Here is a 12,891-nt window from a genome sequence, read left to right on the forward strand (position 1 = left end):
TATGTAATGGATATTAACGAAAGATTCCAAAAAGAAAAGGACTGCTATTTGTACAACAGAAAATTAGAAGCAAAAGCATTACGTTCCGGAAATGCTAAGAAAGCACTTGTTTATGCGGAAAACGCAACTAGGTCATTAGAAGAAGTTATGAAGATTGAAAAATATATGAAAGAGCTAAAAGAAATAAAATTTTTAGTTACAAAGATTGACCGATATCACGCTGCTTTTCTGGAGTCCCGCATATGAGCGAACGATTTTACAAATGGATGCATACCATCGGTTTTATCGGAGCAATGACGTTTTTGTACTACATGTTAATTAATGTTTAGGAGGTTGGTTATGAGAGCTTATATCAATGTTTGGGGTAAGAAGTATTTAGTTGAATCTATTAGTTGGTTCAGAAACGAAGGAAGTAAAAGCATTTCTTATATTTCTTTTGAGGACGAGGATAGATTAACTTATGTAGTTCATAACAAGATGATGTTTGACAAAGAAAACATTGAAAAAATGAAAGGTTATCAAGACGGAATTATTCATGGTGATTTAGAAAAATACATTACATGGGAGGAATCATGATGAATATCAAAGCAGGAGCTTGGCAGTTGCTTAGCAAAGAAATCAAAGAAATCCTACTAGATGTGTATTCTAATCAATCAAAAAGAAAGGGTGCTTAACATGGATATAGAACATCCAGAAATCACAAGAGTAAGACGCACTGGCTACCCATACAGCGAACGCAGGCAAATGTTTGTAACTGATGGATTGGGTAACGATGTGCATTCAGGGGATGAAATATTGGAATTCGATGATGAATTTTATCTTGTGGACGAGCTTTCAGTAGATGCTAGGGAGATATTAGAGAAGCACGGAGCAGATTATGTAATTGCAAAATAAAAAACGCCTCTGCAAAGGCGCTTTAAGAAAGTATAGTGAGAAAACTACTTATGTGCCTATTATACGGCACTCAGGAGGATTTGGCAATGACAGAAAGATACGCTAAACAAGAACGATTCACTTATAAAGGTAAAAAATTTTTAATTTCGACGGTGGATTTGCAAGTCAATCACGGGTTTCTTATACCTCTGTATTACGAAACCATGATATTCAATGAAACTGACAGCGTGTATTGCAAGAGATATTCAACGAAAGATGAAGCAATAAAAGGTCATCAAGACACATTAAAAAGTATCAAGAACGGTACTCTGCAATTAATTGATGGATGTTTTGAGGAGGTTGAGTAGATGGCGACTAACCGTTTTGTGCGAATGTATAAAAATAAACTCGCAGAAGGCAAAAGCATCGAACAAGCATTTATTTCGGTAACTAGTCATTTAGCTTGGACTGGGGATATAGAGGATTTGCAACAACTGGAAGAAGCTTATTGGAAAGATTTCAGAATAGATTTTGATCAAAAAATGAAAGAGTTAGGGGATGCTATTTATGAACAATCTACAAGCGCAGTATGAACAAAACCAACAAACAGGTGGCGCAGTCGCTCAATCTTCCGCCAGTCGTGAAATGGAGGAAGTTAAAGGGCAGATTTTCATGGCTCGCCAATTTCCAAGAAACGTATTCCAGGCAGAAAATCGTATCTTGGATGCTTGTAAACGTCCGGCATTGGCGCAAGGCGCTATTTACAGCTATCCGAGAGGCGGAACAAAGGTAACTGGTCCATCTATCAGACTAGCAGAAGTGCTTGCTCAGAACTGGGGAAATCTATCATTTGGCGTACAAGAAATTGAACAGCGAGAAGGTGAATCGGTAGCTAAAGCCTTCTGCTGGGATTTAGAAACCAACGTCAGACAAGAAAAAATATTTACTGTTCCACATAGTCGAAAAGCAAACGGGAAGCTGCAAAAACTCAATGATCCGAGAGACATTTACGAATTAGTTGCTAATAACGGATCAAGACGAGTGAGAGCGTGCATCTTAGGGGTTATTCCTGGGGACATCGTTGAAAAAGCCGTAGAAGAATGTAACAAGACAATGGCAGGAGCTAACGAAACACCTTTGAAAGACCGCATCGCTAACGGCATCAAAGCATTTAAAGAAAATTACAAAGTAACACAGGAGCAGATTGAAGAGAAATTCGGATACAACGTTGCTTCTTTCTCTGAAACAGATTACGTGGAATTGATTAATATTTTCAACTCATTAAAAGATGGTATGGCAAAACCTGCTGATATTTTCAGCAAGAAACAACCTGCAGATAAACAAAGTAAAGAACAGCCAAAATCGAATCTAACAGAAGCTTTTGAGGAGAATGAGACCAAAGATGTCGGAACATCAGGAAATGGCGCTGAACAGATGGAAAAAGAGGATGTGAAGGCAGATGACAGCGACAGCGAACAAGCAAGCTTTGACATCAGTTAATTATTATTCACGGGATTCGGACATGCAGTATATGTCCGTCTCCCAATTTAAGAAATTCGTTGAATGCGAAGCTGAATCAATGGCGTATCTCAACGGAGAGGTTGACCGGCAACAAAATAAAGCAATGCAAGTCGGTTCTTATATTCATGCTGCATTTGAGAGTGACGATGCTTTCAATCAATTCATTGAAGAAAATTCAAGCTCTATCTTGAAGAAAAACGGCGGTAAATACGCTGATTTTGAAAAAGCGGACCAGATCATTGAAACGCTGAAAGAAGATAACTTTGCCATGTTCGCCATGACCGGCGAAAAAGAGCGGATATTCACAGCAAATTTATTCGGTGTAGATTGGAAAATCAAAGTCGATAACGTTAATCCAGAGTTAGGATTCTTCTCTGATTTAAAGACCACGAGGGATATACACCAACGGTTCTGGAGCAATAAATACGGTGGTTGGGTGTCGTTTGTCGAGCAGTGGGATTATGTGTTGCAGATGGCTATGTATCGCAAGGTTATTGAAGAATCAACCGGATTAACCCTTACACCTTATATAGTCGCTGTAACAAAAGAAGATATCCCCAACAAAGCAGTGATTCACTTTGATGAATCGAGGTTCCAGTTTGAATATGAGTACGTCGAATTGATGCTGGAACGGATTGTACAGGTTAAGAATGGTGATGTTGAGCCAGTTGGCTGTGGTAAATGTGATTACTGCAAAAGCAAGAAAAAATTAAATAATACGATTGAGGTTGGTGAATTGATTTATGAGTAAAGGACAATGCGCAACTTGTGAAGGTGAATTTCAACGATCGGAAGAAGTTTATTTATCTATTGAGAATAAAACGTATTGCGAAGTTTGCTACAAAGAATGGATGAAAGAGTTTTATGTAAATGCATAACAAAAGCAACGTATTGCTCCCGGAATCAATCTGGGAGCAATCAAAAAACGAACAGGAATTAAAGCAGCGCATCCTACATTATATGCGTAGATATCCCGGATATACCGTTTTAGAAGTAAAAGGTAGGTTTGCTATATGTGAGATACCAAGATAGGAGTGATTGGATGGAAAAGATTAAATCATGTCCTGAAGTATGGAAAAACGTTGTTGGTTATGAAGGGTTATATCAAGTTTCAAATAAAGGAAGGGTTTACTCTTTCGGAGTTGATTTTATAAAAGATAACAAGAAAAGGCATTTTGTTAAAAGTGGTATTTTGAAAGCTGCTAAATCACATGATGGATATTTAATAGTCAAGTTATACAAAAACAAACGAGGTAAAGATTTTAGAGTTCATAGGCTTGTAGCTGGTGCTTTTGTAGAAAATGATGATTTGGAAAATAAGACGATAGTTAATCATATTAACGGCGACAAGGCTGATAATAACACAGAAAACTTAGAATGGTGCACTTATACCGATAACGCAATTCATGCTTTTAAAACTGGATTACGAAAACCGCCTAACGCAAATGCTAATGGCAATAGCCAAGGAGAAAAAGTGCATAATTCTAAACTTAATGATGAAAAAGTTAAGTTTATTCGCAAAAACGCAAGAATTAATGGAGGAATCTACACGAATAGTCAGTTAGCAAAAAAGCTTAACGTTTGTACTACAACTATATGGCAAGTGATTAATAAGAAAACTTGGAACCACGTTAAGCAAGAGATTAGATAAGTAATTTTAACAAGGAAACGCAAGGAGTGATAAAGCGTGGTGAATAGATTAGATCTATATGTACAAAAACAGTTAGATTTATTCAATGATTTGCCTTCGAAAGTAAAAACAGAAATTGAAAGAAGTCTGATGTATAAAAAATCGGGATTGACGGGCTTTGTTAGCAGGTGCGATTCACCGATTGAACAATTACTTGGAGTTCATTTAATGGAAGTGGAGCAGCATCTTTATATGGAGTTGCCAACTCTAAAGAACTTTAAATCTCTTCATACAATTCCGCAAAAAGAGATAGAAACCGACGGAGGAAAGTATCGATTAGATTTCTTAATAGAATGCGCCATGCATGATAAGACTTACAATTTCGCTATTGAGTGCGACGGACATAATTTCCATGAGAAGACAAAAGAACAAGCGGCTAAAGACAAAAGCAGGGAACGTTCCCTCATGAAAGAAGGCATTATAATGATGCGTTTTACCGGGTCGGAGATATGGAAAGATCCATCAAAATGTGCTGCAGAAGTGATAAAGATAATTTCTAAAACAGTGGGTTTAGATGATTATATTCAAAAATTAATTGATGAAATGTATATAAGTAATTAAGGAGAAGTGATCCAAAAATGAGTGATGTGAAGTGGATAAAAATAAGTACAAATATGTTTGAGGACGAGAAGATACGACTGATAGAGCAGATGCCGGAAGCTGACACCATCCTCATTATTTGGGTCAAGCTTCTCTCGCAAGCAGGTAGAACAAATGCCAGCGGATATATCTATTTAAGTGAAAACATTCCTTACACAGATGAAATGCTTGCGACTATATTTAACCGCCCTATTGGAACGGTCAGATTGGCATTAGAAACATTTCAGCAGTTCGGAATGATAGAGATTGATGAACATTCTTTTATCTCTATATCTAATTGGGAGAAACACCAGAACATTGAAGGTATGGAACGAGTTAAGGCGTTGAATGCCGAGCGCAACAGGAAATATCGAGAAAGAAAAAAACAGAAATTAATTCAAAATGAACACGATGACGTTAGCGTGACGTCACGTGACGGTACAGAAGAAGAAAGAGAAGAAGAAAAAGAGAAAGAAAAGAATAAAGACTACTCGTCAAAAATCAAAGATTTATTGCCGGTCTTTTCTCCAATCAACAATTTTAATCAATTAAATAAAAAATATTGGGATGTCATAAGAGAAACCAGAAAAACTGGAAAAGTGTCAGAGAGTGTAATATACAACGCCATGTATAAGTGGCAGAAATACGACCCGGTAGTAATCGAATATGCATTGAAGGCTCATATCGAACTGCATGCCGGCAAAAAAGAGGAGTACACCATTGGGATAATGAGAAATACCAGAAAAGAAGAAGCGAAAGAACGATTGAATTTAAATAATACAATCCCCTTCAAACCTAGAAAAGCAGCAAACGACATTGATTGGGAAGGATTTGATCTAAGTGACTAAAACAGAAGTACTGGAGCTTTTTAAACTAATCAAGTCCGTATATCCAAATTTTGAAGTAACACAGGAAAAAATTGATATGTGGGCAGATGTTATGAAAGGCATGGACTTTGACAGAGTGATGGCGCGAGCAAAGGAACATATAACAACGAATAAGTTTCCTCCGACAATCGCAGAGATTTCAGCTTATGCGCCAGAAAAAAATGACCATCTAGAGAAGTTCGAAAGGTGGAAACAGGAAGCTGCGCAAGTGCCGGAATCCAAGAAACGAGAATTTTATGACGCTGTTAAAAAATTGATTGAGGAGAAAAGCAAATGAATTACAACGAGACTGCAGAACAATCGGTTATCGGTTCTTTGCTGATTGAAGGAAGTTTGATTGGCAATTTAACCATTGAACCGAAACATTTTTATTCGGCAAAGCATAAACGCATTTATGAAGCCATGCAGAAGGTCAATGAAAAAGGAACAGAAATTAACGTTGTCACCGTCGTAACGGAGTTAGGAGATTCCGTAAGCGAGATTGGTGGGGTCGGTTATCTCACAGAACTAGCCGAATCCATTCCAAGTACAGCTCCAATCAAAAACTATGAATCTAGCATTTATGCGGACTATCGGTTAAGAGAGAGTCAGAAGCTGACATCCGAATACATGAAATCACCTAGCGAGGAATCACTTCATAAACTCATGGTGGATTTGGACAAAGTGAAGAATGAAGGTATTCAGACAGACGAAAAAACCGTAAATGATTATCTTCTGGAAATCGCAGAAGAACTGATGTATCCGGATGAATCGCAAAATAAAGGATTTCCGACAGGATATAAAGACTTGGACGAAATGACAGGCGGAACACAGCTGGGGGATTTAATCATTATTGCTGCAAGGCCATCCGTGGGGAAGACAGCATTTGCCTTAAATATAGGGTCCGGTCATTGTAAAAATGGCGGAACGACACATTTGTACAGTTTAGAAATGGGGCCCGATTTGCTGCTGAAAAGGATGATTTCAAGCGAGGGGCGAGTAGATATTCAAAAATGGAAATCCTTGGTGTTTTCTGACCAAGATTATTCGCAAGGAATTACAGCCATCGGAACGATTGCGGACTGGAAGTTGAATGTATACCAGCAAACTAACACCATCAATCAGATCAAGACGTCCATTCGTAAGGCGGTACAAGATAATCCGGACGAAAAACATCTTGTCATTATTGATTATTTGCAGTTAATTGCTTCTTCCGGCAGACATGAGCGTCGGGACCTTGAAGTTGGAGCAATGACCAGAGATTTAAAACTATTAGCGCAGGAACTGAATATACCAATCATTTTACTATCGCAACTTTCCAGAGGCGTTGAACAACGACAAGACAAGCGCCCGATGATGTCGGACTTGCGGGAATCGGGAAATATCGAGCAGGATGCTGATTTAATCGGGTTCTTGTATCGAGACGATTACTATGACCGTGATTCAGAAAAGCAGAACATCATCGAGATTATCATATCCAAGCAAAGACAGGGACCGACCGGAACAGTGGAATTAGCTTTTTTAAAAGAATATGGGGAGTTTGTAAGCTTAGCTAGAAATTATGAGGAGGTTGCACATGGGTAGTTTAATCGGCCACGCAGAAAGCAAGGAACAGGAGTTTGAGGATTTGCAGAAGATCGTTGTCGCCGAATTTATTAAAGGGGAGATTACGGAATTGCAGTTGCGGCAGGCTATGAAAAAGTCATTCATGTTGGGTCACAGTGCAGGTCATTCAAGGGGAGAAATTTACTTGGAAAGGATGTTGAGTGAAATGGGAGGTATGGATTGATGAAAGCAGAAATGGTCCCAACTGACAACCAACCATTGTATCTTAAGCCGGGATTGGATTACGTGTATGCGTTCGAGGACTTGGAGCTTGTATTCACGAAAAAGCAATTAAACAGCATAGCCGTTCGTTGGGAATCCGGTTATGATCTGCCGGATATTGCAGAAAGAGAGCGCAGGCCAGAAATTGAAATCCTTCTTGCTTTGATCCATTTAGCAAGGACGAGAGTTTTTAAAAGACCTTTTGCATTAAGATAGGGAAATTCGCAACAAATAATAGCCTCATGGATTAGATTAATAGATTTGAGACTAAATATACCCGAAAGTATTAAAACGTCTCAGAAATGGCTTATTTTGATTGGAGGGATAGCGTGAAACAAAAGATATGGAAATTAATTGGTGATGTGGCACTTTCAGCGCTTGTAGCAACTACTGCAACGGCTGTGATTGTCGCATATGTCACAGTGGATGAAATGAAGGCGGAAAACGAGCAGTTAAAACAGGAAAATGCTGAATTACAGATGGATTATATTAATTTAGAGATAGATTATGAAAATATTCGGGATGCTTACTGGCAACTTAATAATCAGCTGGAGAGGGAGCAGGAATGAAAACTCCATTAAAAAACATTAAAAAAGGCGATTATATTAATTTGTATAGATTTACAGAAAATGAACGATCAAGAGGATATCCGTACAAGGTTACGCACATTGAATTTAATTCCCAAGAAAAGAGAGTTATAGATTTAATCCTGCATGATGAGCTTGGGAATAAAAAGCATTATAGTTTCTTGAATTGGGATAGAGAAGTTGAAACGTCGGAAGTGATTGAATCAGATGTATGTCCTTGTTGTGGTCGGAAATTAAAGAGTGCTGATTAGATTAAAGTATCAAATAAATTAAAAATTCGAGGGATTAATCAAAGGAGGATGATGAGTGATGCGGGAGATTAAGTTTAGGGCTTGGCTTAAACAGCATGACATCATGATAGCAGTAGATTCTATCGACTTTGCGGAAGAAGAAATCATGATTATTGATGATACGGGGATAGACAGATATTTTCCTTTTGAAGAAATTGAATTATTGCAATACACCGGGATAAAGGACAAGAACGGTGAGGAGATTTATGAACAAGATTACGTTAAAGACCATAAAGGACACGCATACACAGTTCGTTATAACGATTTTTGCGCCTCTATGCTGTATCCGTTAGATGGTGGTGAATTCATGGCGATTTATCCAGGAATCGAATTAGAAGTAATCGGCAACATTTATGAAAATCCAGAGTTATTGGAGGAATCATGATGGATGAACGGTTGGAAGAAATTAAAGAACGGCTTCTCATGGATGCAGAAATAAAATTTGAAGATGCCTACTGGCTTATCAAGCAAGCTGAAAAGATTCCGGAGTTGCAGAAAGAAAACCAGCGCCATAAAGTGGCTTTGGAAAAAATAGAAGAAGAAATAAACGGTAATGCTGAAGGTTTGGATGCAGAGCGTTATCTGGATGAAGCAAAAGAAATAGCGCACAAAGCATTGGAGGAATCCTCATGAAAAAATGTATTGAATGCGGAACGAACGATGTACAACGTAAGCATAGTAGTCTATGTGAGAACTGCTTTGACAAGGAACTTGAAAGGAAAATAGTGCAGGCTCCGGAGCAAAGTTGGTGGTGATGACGATGGATACGGTAGAAATGTACGAAGAAATTGAAACATTGCAGGGAGAACCGAGTTTAACGGGCGAGCAGGTGATACGTATGAAAAAGTTACAGTCACAGTTGAATTATAAGAGAATGAATCAAGAGAAAATTAATCGGATCTTGGTCAAAGGACAGGATATGAAGCAATCTGAGGTACTGATGTTGTTAGAGGCTAACGTAACGAGAGACCAGATTCGCAGGGCTTTAGAAATGCACAAGGAAGAGTTTCGTGAGTATTTGCGGAACATCGGCGTAAAAGTCAGAAATAGAAAGAGTTCCTAAAATGCCTAAGAAAAAACCATACACTTTTTACTGGTGCAAGGATTGCGAAGTGGATTTTATCATCATGAAAGACATTAAAAGACCGTGTTGTCCTGTCTGCGCAGACGGCATTTATGTGCAGTCGGTTAGAGATATTTGGTTGGAACGGCCGTTTAATTATAAAAGGCCATGGACTGATGACGAGGACGAGATTTTGTTGATCGGTGCCGAAAGAGGGATGACGCATGCTGAAATTGGCAAGGAAATCAATCGAACAGGCAAGGCTGTGACGAGGAGATTGAGCCAGTTGAGGAGGTCTCTGGATGAGAAAAATTTATGTTAAAGAAACTACTGAGAAAACGCACGATGATGATGTGCTGGTGGTTGTTAAAACGTATCACAGTAAGGTTCGGAATTATGATTATGTGGTGTTTAGATGAAACAGCTTAGTATGTTTAGAAATTTAAGCCAAAAAGAACTTGAGAACCTAGCTTGGCATCAAAAACACAAATTAATACAGCAAGGTAAATATGTAGAGGAATTAAAAGAAATATGGCGGAGAACTTGGCTCATGGAATATCCGCACATGAGTGACTGTACTGGAGAAATATACAGAATTGGGGAGTGACGGAATGAGAGCAAGCGAATTAACGGATTTGATAAAAATATGGGCTATGGATAAAGACTTGCATGAAGCTGCACCAGAAAAGCAAATGCTCAAACTCATGGAAGAAGTCGGGGAATTGGCTCAAGGGTTAGCTAAAGGAAATCAAGAGCAAGTCATAGATTCTGTCGGTGATGTTTATGTGGTATTGACCATTTTATCCATGCAACTTGATTTGGATATTGAGGATTGTATTGAACAAGCGTATGTGGAGATTGCGGATAGAAAAGGGAGGATGGTAAATGGTGTGTTTGTTAAAGAAAGTGATTTGCCATGAATAAAAAACGACAAGCCATATGGGATAAATCCGGCGGCAAGTGCTGGTACTGTGGATGCAATTTACCCGAAAAAGGATGGCATGCAGACCACTTTGAACCGATACAGCGTAACTGGTGGAACGGAACATGTGAGCATCCAGAAAGAGATACAGTGGAGAATTTAGTGCCTGCATGTGCGTCTTGCAATCTAAATAAGCACTCTATGCCATTGGAAAGCTGGAGAAAGATAATTCAGGGTTATGTATTTAGCTTGAATAGAGATTCAACACAATACAGGCTGGCTAAACGGTATGGATTGGTACAGGAAACAGAAGTGAAGGTTACATTTTGGTTTGAAGAGAATGGATATTAGGAGGTATAGAATGAGTGAAATCGAAGCGAAGAAACGCAAGAAACAGCTTATCCATGAATTGAATCGACAAGGAATCTACTACACTAGCGATGGTAGAAAGTTAGAGGAATGCAACCTTTATACAGTGCTTTGGAATTATATAGATGTTAAATGCGAGGAAGGAAGATTACTCAGTGAGGAGTGATTGATATGGGGATGAGAGCTGTTAGCAGAGTCCGACACGCCGATAAACGAAAATGTCTGATGCTGTGTATTGACAAGGAAAAGTCCGGTTTTGAGTGTGTGCGTCCCATCGAACAAATAAGGTCATATGAAAAGATTTTTAGCAAACGCGGACATTATATCAGAACGATTGAAGAAACGTACTATCAGGCTGTTTATGTAAAGGAGAGGGGAAAGTGATTAAGTTTGTTATCCCATTAAAACCAGTACCTGCTGTCAGAATGACTCAAAAAAGCATGTATGCCAATAAATACGCTAAACGTTATCTCCGGTATAAAAAGCAAGTCGCATGGATTGCTAAGGCAAGCATGAAAACACAACCGATTGACGGGGACGTAGGAGTTAAATTAACACATTATGCGCATGGTAATCGTGCTGATATTGATAACCTATTCAAGGGAGTGACGGACGCTCTCAATAAGGTTGTATATAACGATGACAGGCAGGTTAAACATATGGTGTCGAGTATTGTTAAGTGCGGCAAAGAGGAAGAACGAACAGAGGTTGAGGTTTATCGATTGGAGGCAGTGAAGTGATTATCTTATTCCAGATTCTAATGTTTTTTATAATCTTTATTTCGTTTGTGATGATTTTCGCACCAACTATCAGCAAAGAAAATAAACAAATAACATCATGTATATGCATTACAGCAATCGCTGCTGTTTGTGTGACGGCTATTTTATAGGGGGTACAGCATGAAGGAAACAAGCAAAGTAGAAATCGATCTGAGGGAAGATGCTGTTCTTGTGGTGAAGAACGGTGAAATAGAAAAAGTACCAAAGCCAGACAGTGGTTTTGGGGAGACGAGCATTACGTGGCAGAACGGGAAAATACATGCCAAGAAGGTTAGTTATACGATGAAATGAGGTGAAATTATGGTTAGAAAGATTCCGTTGCAAAATGGAGAGTTTGCTCTTGTGGATGACGAAGATTTTCTTATATGCAGTCAATATATTTGGAGGAAAACTTCACTATTAACAATAAGTGCAATCATAAACGGTAAATCTAAAACTATGAGTGAACACTTGATGAATCCACAAAAAGAAGAAATGGTCATTCACGAAAACGGAGACATTTATGATTACACAAAAGATAACCTTAAAATTATTAGCGAAAAAGATGGAATAAAAACCAGAGAAAAGCCTAACAAAAATGGATTCAGAGGAGTTTACCAACCTAACAAAAACAAAAACAAATACGGAGCAAGGATATCTTTTAAAGGGAGAGAGTTTTATATAGGGATTTTTGATACAAAAGAACAAGCTGCCAAGGCTTATGATAAAAAAGCTCATGAATTACATGGAGATAAAGCAATATTAAACTTCCCGGAGTCGAGAGAAGAATATAAGAAACAATTAAATAGTTAGTCCTATGAAAACAATTCAGGGGCAGATTTGGATTTGAGGGAATCCGGTCTGTCCTTTTTTATTTGAGGGGAGTCGGTGAAATGTATAAAATCCTATGGAAAACAAGCCCATATAGACGCGACAAGCGTACAGGAGCGATAAGTCCAGTAAGACCTAGCAAATACTACAAAGAACTGCTGAGAGGGGCTGGAATCAATGAATAAGCACGAAATACATGAAACAATTAAAAATTATCGTTGGATGATGAAATTATTGATTAATAAACGCCTGGAAAATGTTGAACAAACTAATACCCTTGTATCTAAATACGGTATCGAAGCGACTATGCCAAAAGCGCAAGGAAGTACTAGTGACCCTGTTTATCAAGAGATAGTAAGGATGGAGAAGCACGAAAGGAAAACGAAAAAAATACGAAATAAAATCATTTTGATTCAAAAGCACTCTGCAGCAGTTAAAAATGAGCGCGACCAATTAATACTTGATGAATTGCTAGACGGTAAACCCTTAAGAGAGATTGCGATTGAAATGGATATGTCTTTATCCGCAGTTAATCGAAGAAAAATCAATATAGTTAATCAAATATACTCGTCGATACAAGCGGAACAAATGGCACAAACGGAACAAAAGGAAAGAATTTGTAACTAAGAAATCCTTTACTGTAAACTGGAAGGCAGGAGGAGAGGCTGAACTACTCAGTCGATGCTCCTGTCTATTTAAAACATCATTTGTTTAT

The 12,891-nt window shown here is 38.3% G+C and carries 27 protein-coding genes; all 27 read left to right on the forward strand.

What is annotated here, in order from left to right:
• The first annotated feature begins 6 nt into the window (after nt 1-6).
• The 27 genes from ACFQ19_RS11495 to ACFQ19_RS11625 all read left to right on the forward strand — a co-directional run bounded on the left by ACFQ19_RS11495 (nt 7) and on the right by ACFQ19_RS11625 (nt 12,803).
• Entirely contained in the window at nt 7-246 is a 240-nt protein-coding gene (locus tag ACFQ19_RS11495) for a hypothetical protein (protein WP_379592228.1), read from the forward strand.
• Nucleotides 247-339: 93 nt separating this feature from the next.
• A complete protein-coding gene (locus ACFQ19_RS11500) occupies nt 340-576 on the forward strand; it encodes a hypothetical protein (protein ID WP_379592229.1) in 237 nt (78 codons plus the stop codon).
• 99 nt (nt 577-675) lie between these two features.
• Nucleotides 676-894 carry a hypothetical protein gene (locus ACFQ19_RS11505; RefSeq protein ID WP_379592230.1) on the forward strand — a complete coding sequence of 73 codons (219 nt, stop codon included), beginning with the start codon at nt 676-678 and terminating at the stop codon, nt 892-894.
• Nucleotides 895-980: 86 nt separating this feature from the next.
• Nucleotides 981-1,241 (forward strand): hypothetical protein, encoded by a 261-nt coding sequence (locus tag ACFQ19_RS11510; protein ID WP_379592231.1) that lies wholly within the window; start codon nt 981-983, stop codon nt 1,239-1,241.
• Nucleotides 1,242-1,466, forward strand: coding sequence for a hypothetical protein (locus tag ACFQ19_RS11515; protein WP_379592232.1), 225 nt, complete (start codon nt 1,242-1,244; stop codon nt 1,464-1,466).
• On the forward strand, nt 1,441-2,373 hold the full coding sequence (locus tag ACFQ19_RS11520) for a hypothetical protein (protein WP_379592233.1): 933 nt from the start codon (nt 1,441-1,443) through the stop codon (nt 2,371-2,373). Before ACFQ19_RS11515 ends, ACFQ19_RS11520 begins: the two co-directional genes overlap by 26 nt.
• A complete protein-coding gene (locus tag ACFQ19_RS11525) occupies nt 2,333-3,145 on the forward strand; it encodes a PD-(D/E)XK nuclease-like domain-containing protein (RefSeq protein WP_379592234.1) in 813 nt (270 codons plus the stop codon). The genes ACFQ19_RS11520 and ACFQ19_RS11525 overlap by 41 nt, the downstream gene beginning before the upstream one ends.
• A 291-nt stretch (nt 3,146-3,436) precedes the next feature.
• Complete coding sequence (locus ACFQ19_RS11530; protein ID WP_379592235.1) at nt 3,437-4,045, forward strand: NUMOD4 domain-containing protein; 609 nt, start codon at nt 3,437-3,439, stop codon at nt 4,043-4,045.
• Nucleotides 4,046-4,081: 36 nt separating this feature from the next.
• Nucleotides 4,082-4,645, forward strand: coding sequence for an endonuclease domain-containing protein (locus tag ACFQ19_RS11535; RefSeq protein ID WP_379592236.1), 564 nt, complete (start codon nt 4,082-4,084; stop codon nt 4,643-4,645).
• Nucleotides 4,646-4,662: 17 nt separating this feature from the next.
• Nucleotides 4,663-5,511 (forward strand): phage replisome organizer N-terminal domain-containing protein, encoded by an 849-nt coding sequence (locus tag ACFQ19_RS11540; protein ID WP_379592237.1) that lies wholly within the window; start codon nt 4,663-4,665, stop codon nt 5,509-5,511.
• Nucleotides 5,504-5,827: a replicative helicase loader/inhibitor gene (locus ACFQ19_RS11545; protein ID WP_379592238.1), complete on the forward strand. Its 324-nt coding sequence runs from the start codon at nt 5,504-5,506 to the stop codon at nt 5,825-5,827. Before ACFQ19_RS11540 ends, ACFQ19_RS11545 begins: the two co-directional genes overlap by 8 nt.
• On the forward strand, nt 5,824-7,113 hold the full coding sequence (dnaB, locus tag ACFQ19_RS11550; RefSeq protein WP_379592239.1) for a replicative DNA helicase: 1,290 nt from the start codon (nt 5,824-5,826) through the stop codon (nt 7,111-7,113). Before ACFQ19_RS11545 ends, dnaB begins: the two co-directional genes overlap by 4 nt.
• A complete protein-coding gene (locus ACFQ19_RS11555; protein ID WP_379592240.1) occupies nt 7,106-7,318 on the forward strand; it encodes a hypothetical protein in 213 nt (70 codons plus the stop codon). The genes dnaB and ACFQ19_RS11555 overlap by 8 nt, the downstream gene beginning before the upstream one ends.
• Nucleotides 7,318-7,572, forward strand: a complete 255-nt coding sequence (locus ACFQ19_RS11560) for a hypothetical protein (protein WP_379592241.1) — start codon at nt 7,318-7,320, stop codon at nt 7,570-7,572. Before ACFQ19_RS11555 ends, ACFQ19_RS11560 begins: the two co-directional genes overlap by 1 nt.
• A gap of 113 nt (nt 7,573-7,685) precedes the next feature.
• Nucleotides 7,686-7,925, forward strand: a complete 240-nt coding sequence (locus ACFQ19_RS11565) for a hypothetical protein (RefSeq protein ID WP_379592242.1) — start codon at nt 7,686-7,688, stop codon at nt 7,923-7,925.
• Nucleotides 7,922-8,194: a hypothetical protein gene (locus tag ACFQ19_RS11570; protein ID WP_379592243.1), complete on the forward strand. Its 273-nt coding sequence runs from the start codon at nt 7,922-7,924 to the stop codon at nt 8,192-8,194. The genes ACFQ19_RS11565 and ACFQ19_RS11570 overlap by 4 nt, the downstream gene beginning before the upstream one ends.
• Before the next feature lie 58 nt (nt 8,195-8,252).
• Nucleotides 8,253-8,618, forward strand: coding sequence for a YopX family protein (locus ACFQ19_RS11575; RefSeq protein ID WP_379592328.1), 366 nt, complete (start codon nt 8,253-8,255; stop codon nt 8,616-8,618).
• Nucleotides 8,618-8,866 carry a hypothetical protein gene (locus ACFQ19_RS11580; RefSeq protein WP_379592244.1) on the forward strand — a complete coding sequence of 83 codons (249 nt, stop codon included), beginning with the start codon at nt 8,618-8,620 and terminating at the stop codon, nt 8,864-8,866. The genes ACFQ19_RS11575 and ACFQ19_RS11580 overlap by 1 nt, the downstream gene beginning before the upstream one ends.
• Nucleotides 8,867-8,993: 127 nt before the next feature.
• Nucleotides 8,994-9,296, forward strand: coding sequence for a hypothetical protein (locus ACFQ19_RS11585; protein WP_379592245.1), 303 nt, complete (start codon nt 8,994-8,996; stop codon nt 9,294-9,296).
• Between the two features lies 1 nt (nt 9,297).
• Nucleotides 9,298-9,618: a hypothetical protein gene (locus ACFQ19_RS11590; protein ID WP_379592246.1), complete on the forward strand. Its 321-nt coding sequence runs from the start codon at nt 9,298-9,300 to the stop codon at nt 9,616-9,618.
• 289 nt (nt 9,619-9,907) lie between these two features.
• The gene (locus tag ACFQ19_RS11595) at nt 9,908-10,216 is read left to right on the forward strand and encodes a MazG-like family protein (RefSeq protein WP_379592247.1); all 309 of its coding nucleotides are present in this window, start codon (nt 9,908-9,910) and stop codon (nt 10,214-10,216) included.
• Entirely contained in the window at nt 10,213-10,569 is a 357-nt protein-coding gene (locus ACFQ19_RS11600; protein WP_379592248.1) for an HNH endonuclease, read from the forward strand. Before ACFQ19_RS11595 ends, ACFQ19_RS11600 begins: the two co-directional genes overlap by 4 nt.
• Before the next feature lie 10 nt (nt 10,570-10,579).
• On the forward strand, nt 10,580-10,753 hold the full coding sequence (locus ACFQ19_RS11605) for a hypothetical protein (RefSeq protein ID WP_379592249.1): 174 nt from the start codon (nt 10,580-10,582) through the stop codon (nt 10,751-10,753).
• 214 nt (nt 10,754-10,967) lie between these two features.
• Complete coding sequence (locus ACFQ19_RS11610; protein WP_379592250.1) at nt 10,968-11,327, forward strand: RusA family crossover junction endodeoxyribonuclease; 360 nt, start codon at nt 10,968-10,970, stop codon at nt 11,325-11,327.
• A 159-nt stretch (nt 11,328-11,486) separates the two neighbouring features.
• Nucleotides 11,487-11,657, forward strand: coding sequence for a DUF3954 domain-containing protein (locus ACFQ19_RS11615; RefSeq protein ID WP_379592251.1), 171 nt, complete (start codon nt 11,487-11,489; stop codon nt 11,655-11,657).
• A 9-nt stretch (nt 11,658-11,666) separates the two neighbouring features.
• Nucleotides 11,667-12,158 (forward strand): hypothetical protein, encoded by a 492-nt coding sequence (locus ACFQ19_RS11620; protein ID WP_379592252.1) that lies wholly within the window; start codon nt 11,667-11,669, stop codon nt 12,156-12,158.
• Nucleotides 12,159-12,353: 195 nt separating this feature from the next.
• The gene (locus ACFQ19_RS11625; protein ID WP_379592253.1) at nt 12,354-12,803 is read left to right on the forward strand and encodes a hypothetical protein; all 450 of its coding nucleotides are present in this window, start codon (nt 12,354-12,356) and stop codon (nt 12,801-12,803) included.
• Nucleotides 12,804-12,891 lie beyond the last annotated feature (88 nt).

Origin of the sequence: Oceanobacillus locisalsi (assembly GCF_042675985.1) — a bacterium.
Classification (GTDB): domain Bacteria; phylum Bacillota; class Bacilli; order Bacillales; family Amphibacillaceae; genus Oceanobacillus; species Oceanobacillus locisalsi.

Bases quoted from the DNA above. Each gene is read 5' to 3' on its own strand.
- ACFQ19_RS11495 (WP_379592228.1), top strand. From the start codon at position 7: ATGGATATTAACGAAAGATTCCAAAAAGAAAAGGACTGCTATTTGTAC.
- ACFQ19_RS11500 (WP_379592229.1), top strand. From the start codon at position 340: ATGAGAGCTTATATCAATGTTTGGGGTAAGAAGTATTTAGTTGAATCT.
- ACFQ19_RS11505 (WP_379592230.1), top strand. From the start codon at position 676: ATGGATATAGAACATCCAGAAATCACAAGAGTAAGACGCACTGGCTAC.
- ACFQ19_RS11510 (WP_379592231.1), top strand. From the start codon at position 981: ATGACAGAAAGATACGCTAAACAAGAACGATTCACTTATAAAGGTAAA.
- ACFQ19_RS11515 (WP_379592232.1), top strand. From the start codon at position 1,242: ATGGCGACTAACCGTTTTGTGCGAATGTATAAAAATAAACTCGCAGAA.
- ACFQ19_RS11520 (WP_379592233.1), top strand. From the start codon at position 1,441: ATGAACAATCTACAAGCGCAGTATGAACAAAACCAACAAACAGGTGGC.
- ACFQ19_RS11525 (WP_379592234.1), top strand. From the start codon at position 2,333: ATGACAGCGACAGCGAACAAGCAAGCTTTGACATCAGTTAATTATTAT.
- ACFQ19_RS11530 (WP_379592235.1), top strand. From the start codon at position 3,437: ATGGAAAAGATTAAATCATGTCCTGAAGTATGGAAAAACGTTGTTGGT.
- ACFQ19_RS11540 (WP_379592237.1), top strand. From the start codon at position 4,663: ATGAGTGATGTGAAGTGGATAAAAATAAGTACAAATATGTTTGAGGAC.
- dnaB (WP_379592239.1), top strand. From the start codon at position 5,824: ATGAATTACAACGAGACTGCAGAACAATCGGTTATCGGTTCTTTGCTG.
- ACFQ19_RS11555 (WP_379592240.1), top strand. From the start codon at position 7,106: ATGGGTAGTTTAATCGGCCACGCAGAAAGCAAGGAACAGGAGTTTGAG.
- ACFQ19_RS11560 (WP_379592241.1), top strand. From the start codon at position 7,318: ATGAAAGCAGAAATGGTCCCAACTGACAACCAACCATTGTATCTTAAG.
- ACFQ19_RS11570 (WP_379592243.1), top strand. From the start codon at position 7,922: ATGAAAACTCCATTAAAAAACATTAAAAAAGGCGATTATATTAATTTG.
- ACFQ19_RS11575 (WP_379592328.1), top strand. From the start codon at position 8,253: ATGCGGGAGATTAAGTTTAGGGCTTGGCTTAAACAGCATGACATCATG.
- ACFQ19_RS11580 (WP_379592244.1), top strand. From the start codon at position 8,618: ATGGATGAACGGTTGGAAGAAATTAAAGAACGGCTTCTCATGGATGCA.
- ACFQ19_RS11585 (WP_379592245.1), top strand. From the start codon at position 8,994: ATGGATACGGTAGAAATGTACGAAGAAATTGAAACATTGCAGGGAGAA.
- ACFQ19_RS11590 (WP_379592246.1), top strand. From the start codon at position 9,298: ATGCCTAAGAAAAAACCATACACTTTTTACTGGTGCAAGGATTGCGAA.
- ACFQ19_RS11595 (WP_379592247.1), top strand. From the start codon at position 9,908: ATGAGAGCAAGCGAATTAACGGATTTGATAAAAATATGGGCTATGGAT.
- ACFQ19_RS11600 (WP_379592248.1), top strand. From the start codon at position 10,213: ATGAATAAAAAACGACAAGCCATATGGGATAAATCCGGCGGCAAGTGC.
- ACFQ19_RS11605 (WP_379592249.1), top strand. From the start codon at position 10,580: ATGAGTGAAATCGAAGCGAAGAAACGCAAGAAACAGCTTATCCATGAA.
- ACFQ19_RS11615 (WP_379592251.1), top strand. From the start codon at position 11,487: ATGAAGGAAACAAGCAAAGTAGAAATCGATCTGAGGGAAGATGCTGTT.
- ACFQ19_RS11620 (WP_379592252.1), top strand. From the start codon at position 11,667: ATGGTTAGAAAGATTCCGTTGCAAAATGGAGAGTTTGCTCTTGTGGAT.
- ACFQ19_RS11625 (WP_379592253.1), top strand. From the start codon at position 12,354: ATGAATAAGCACGAAATACATGAAACAATTAAAAATTATCGTTGGATG.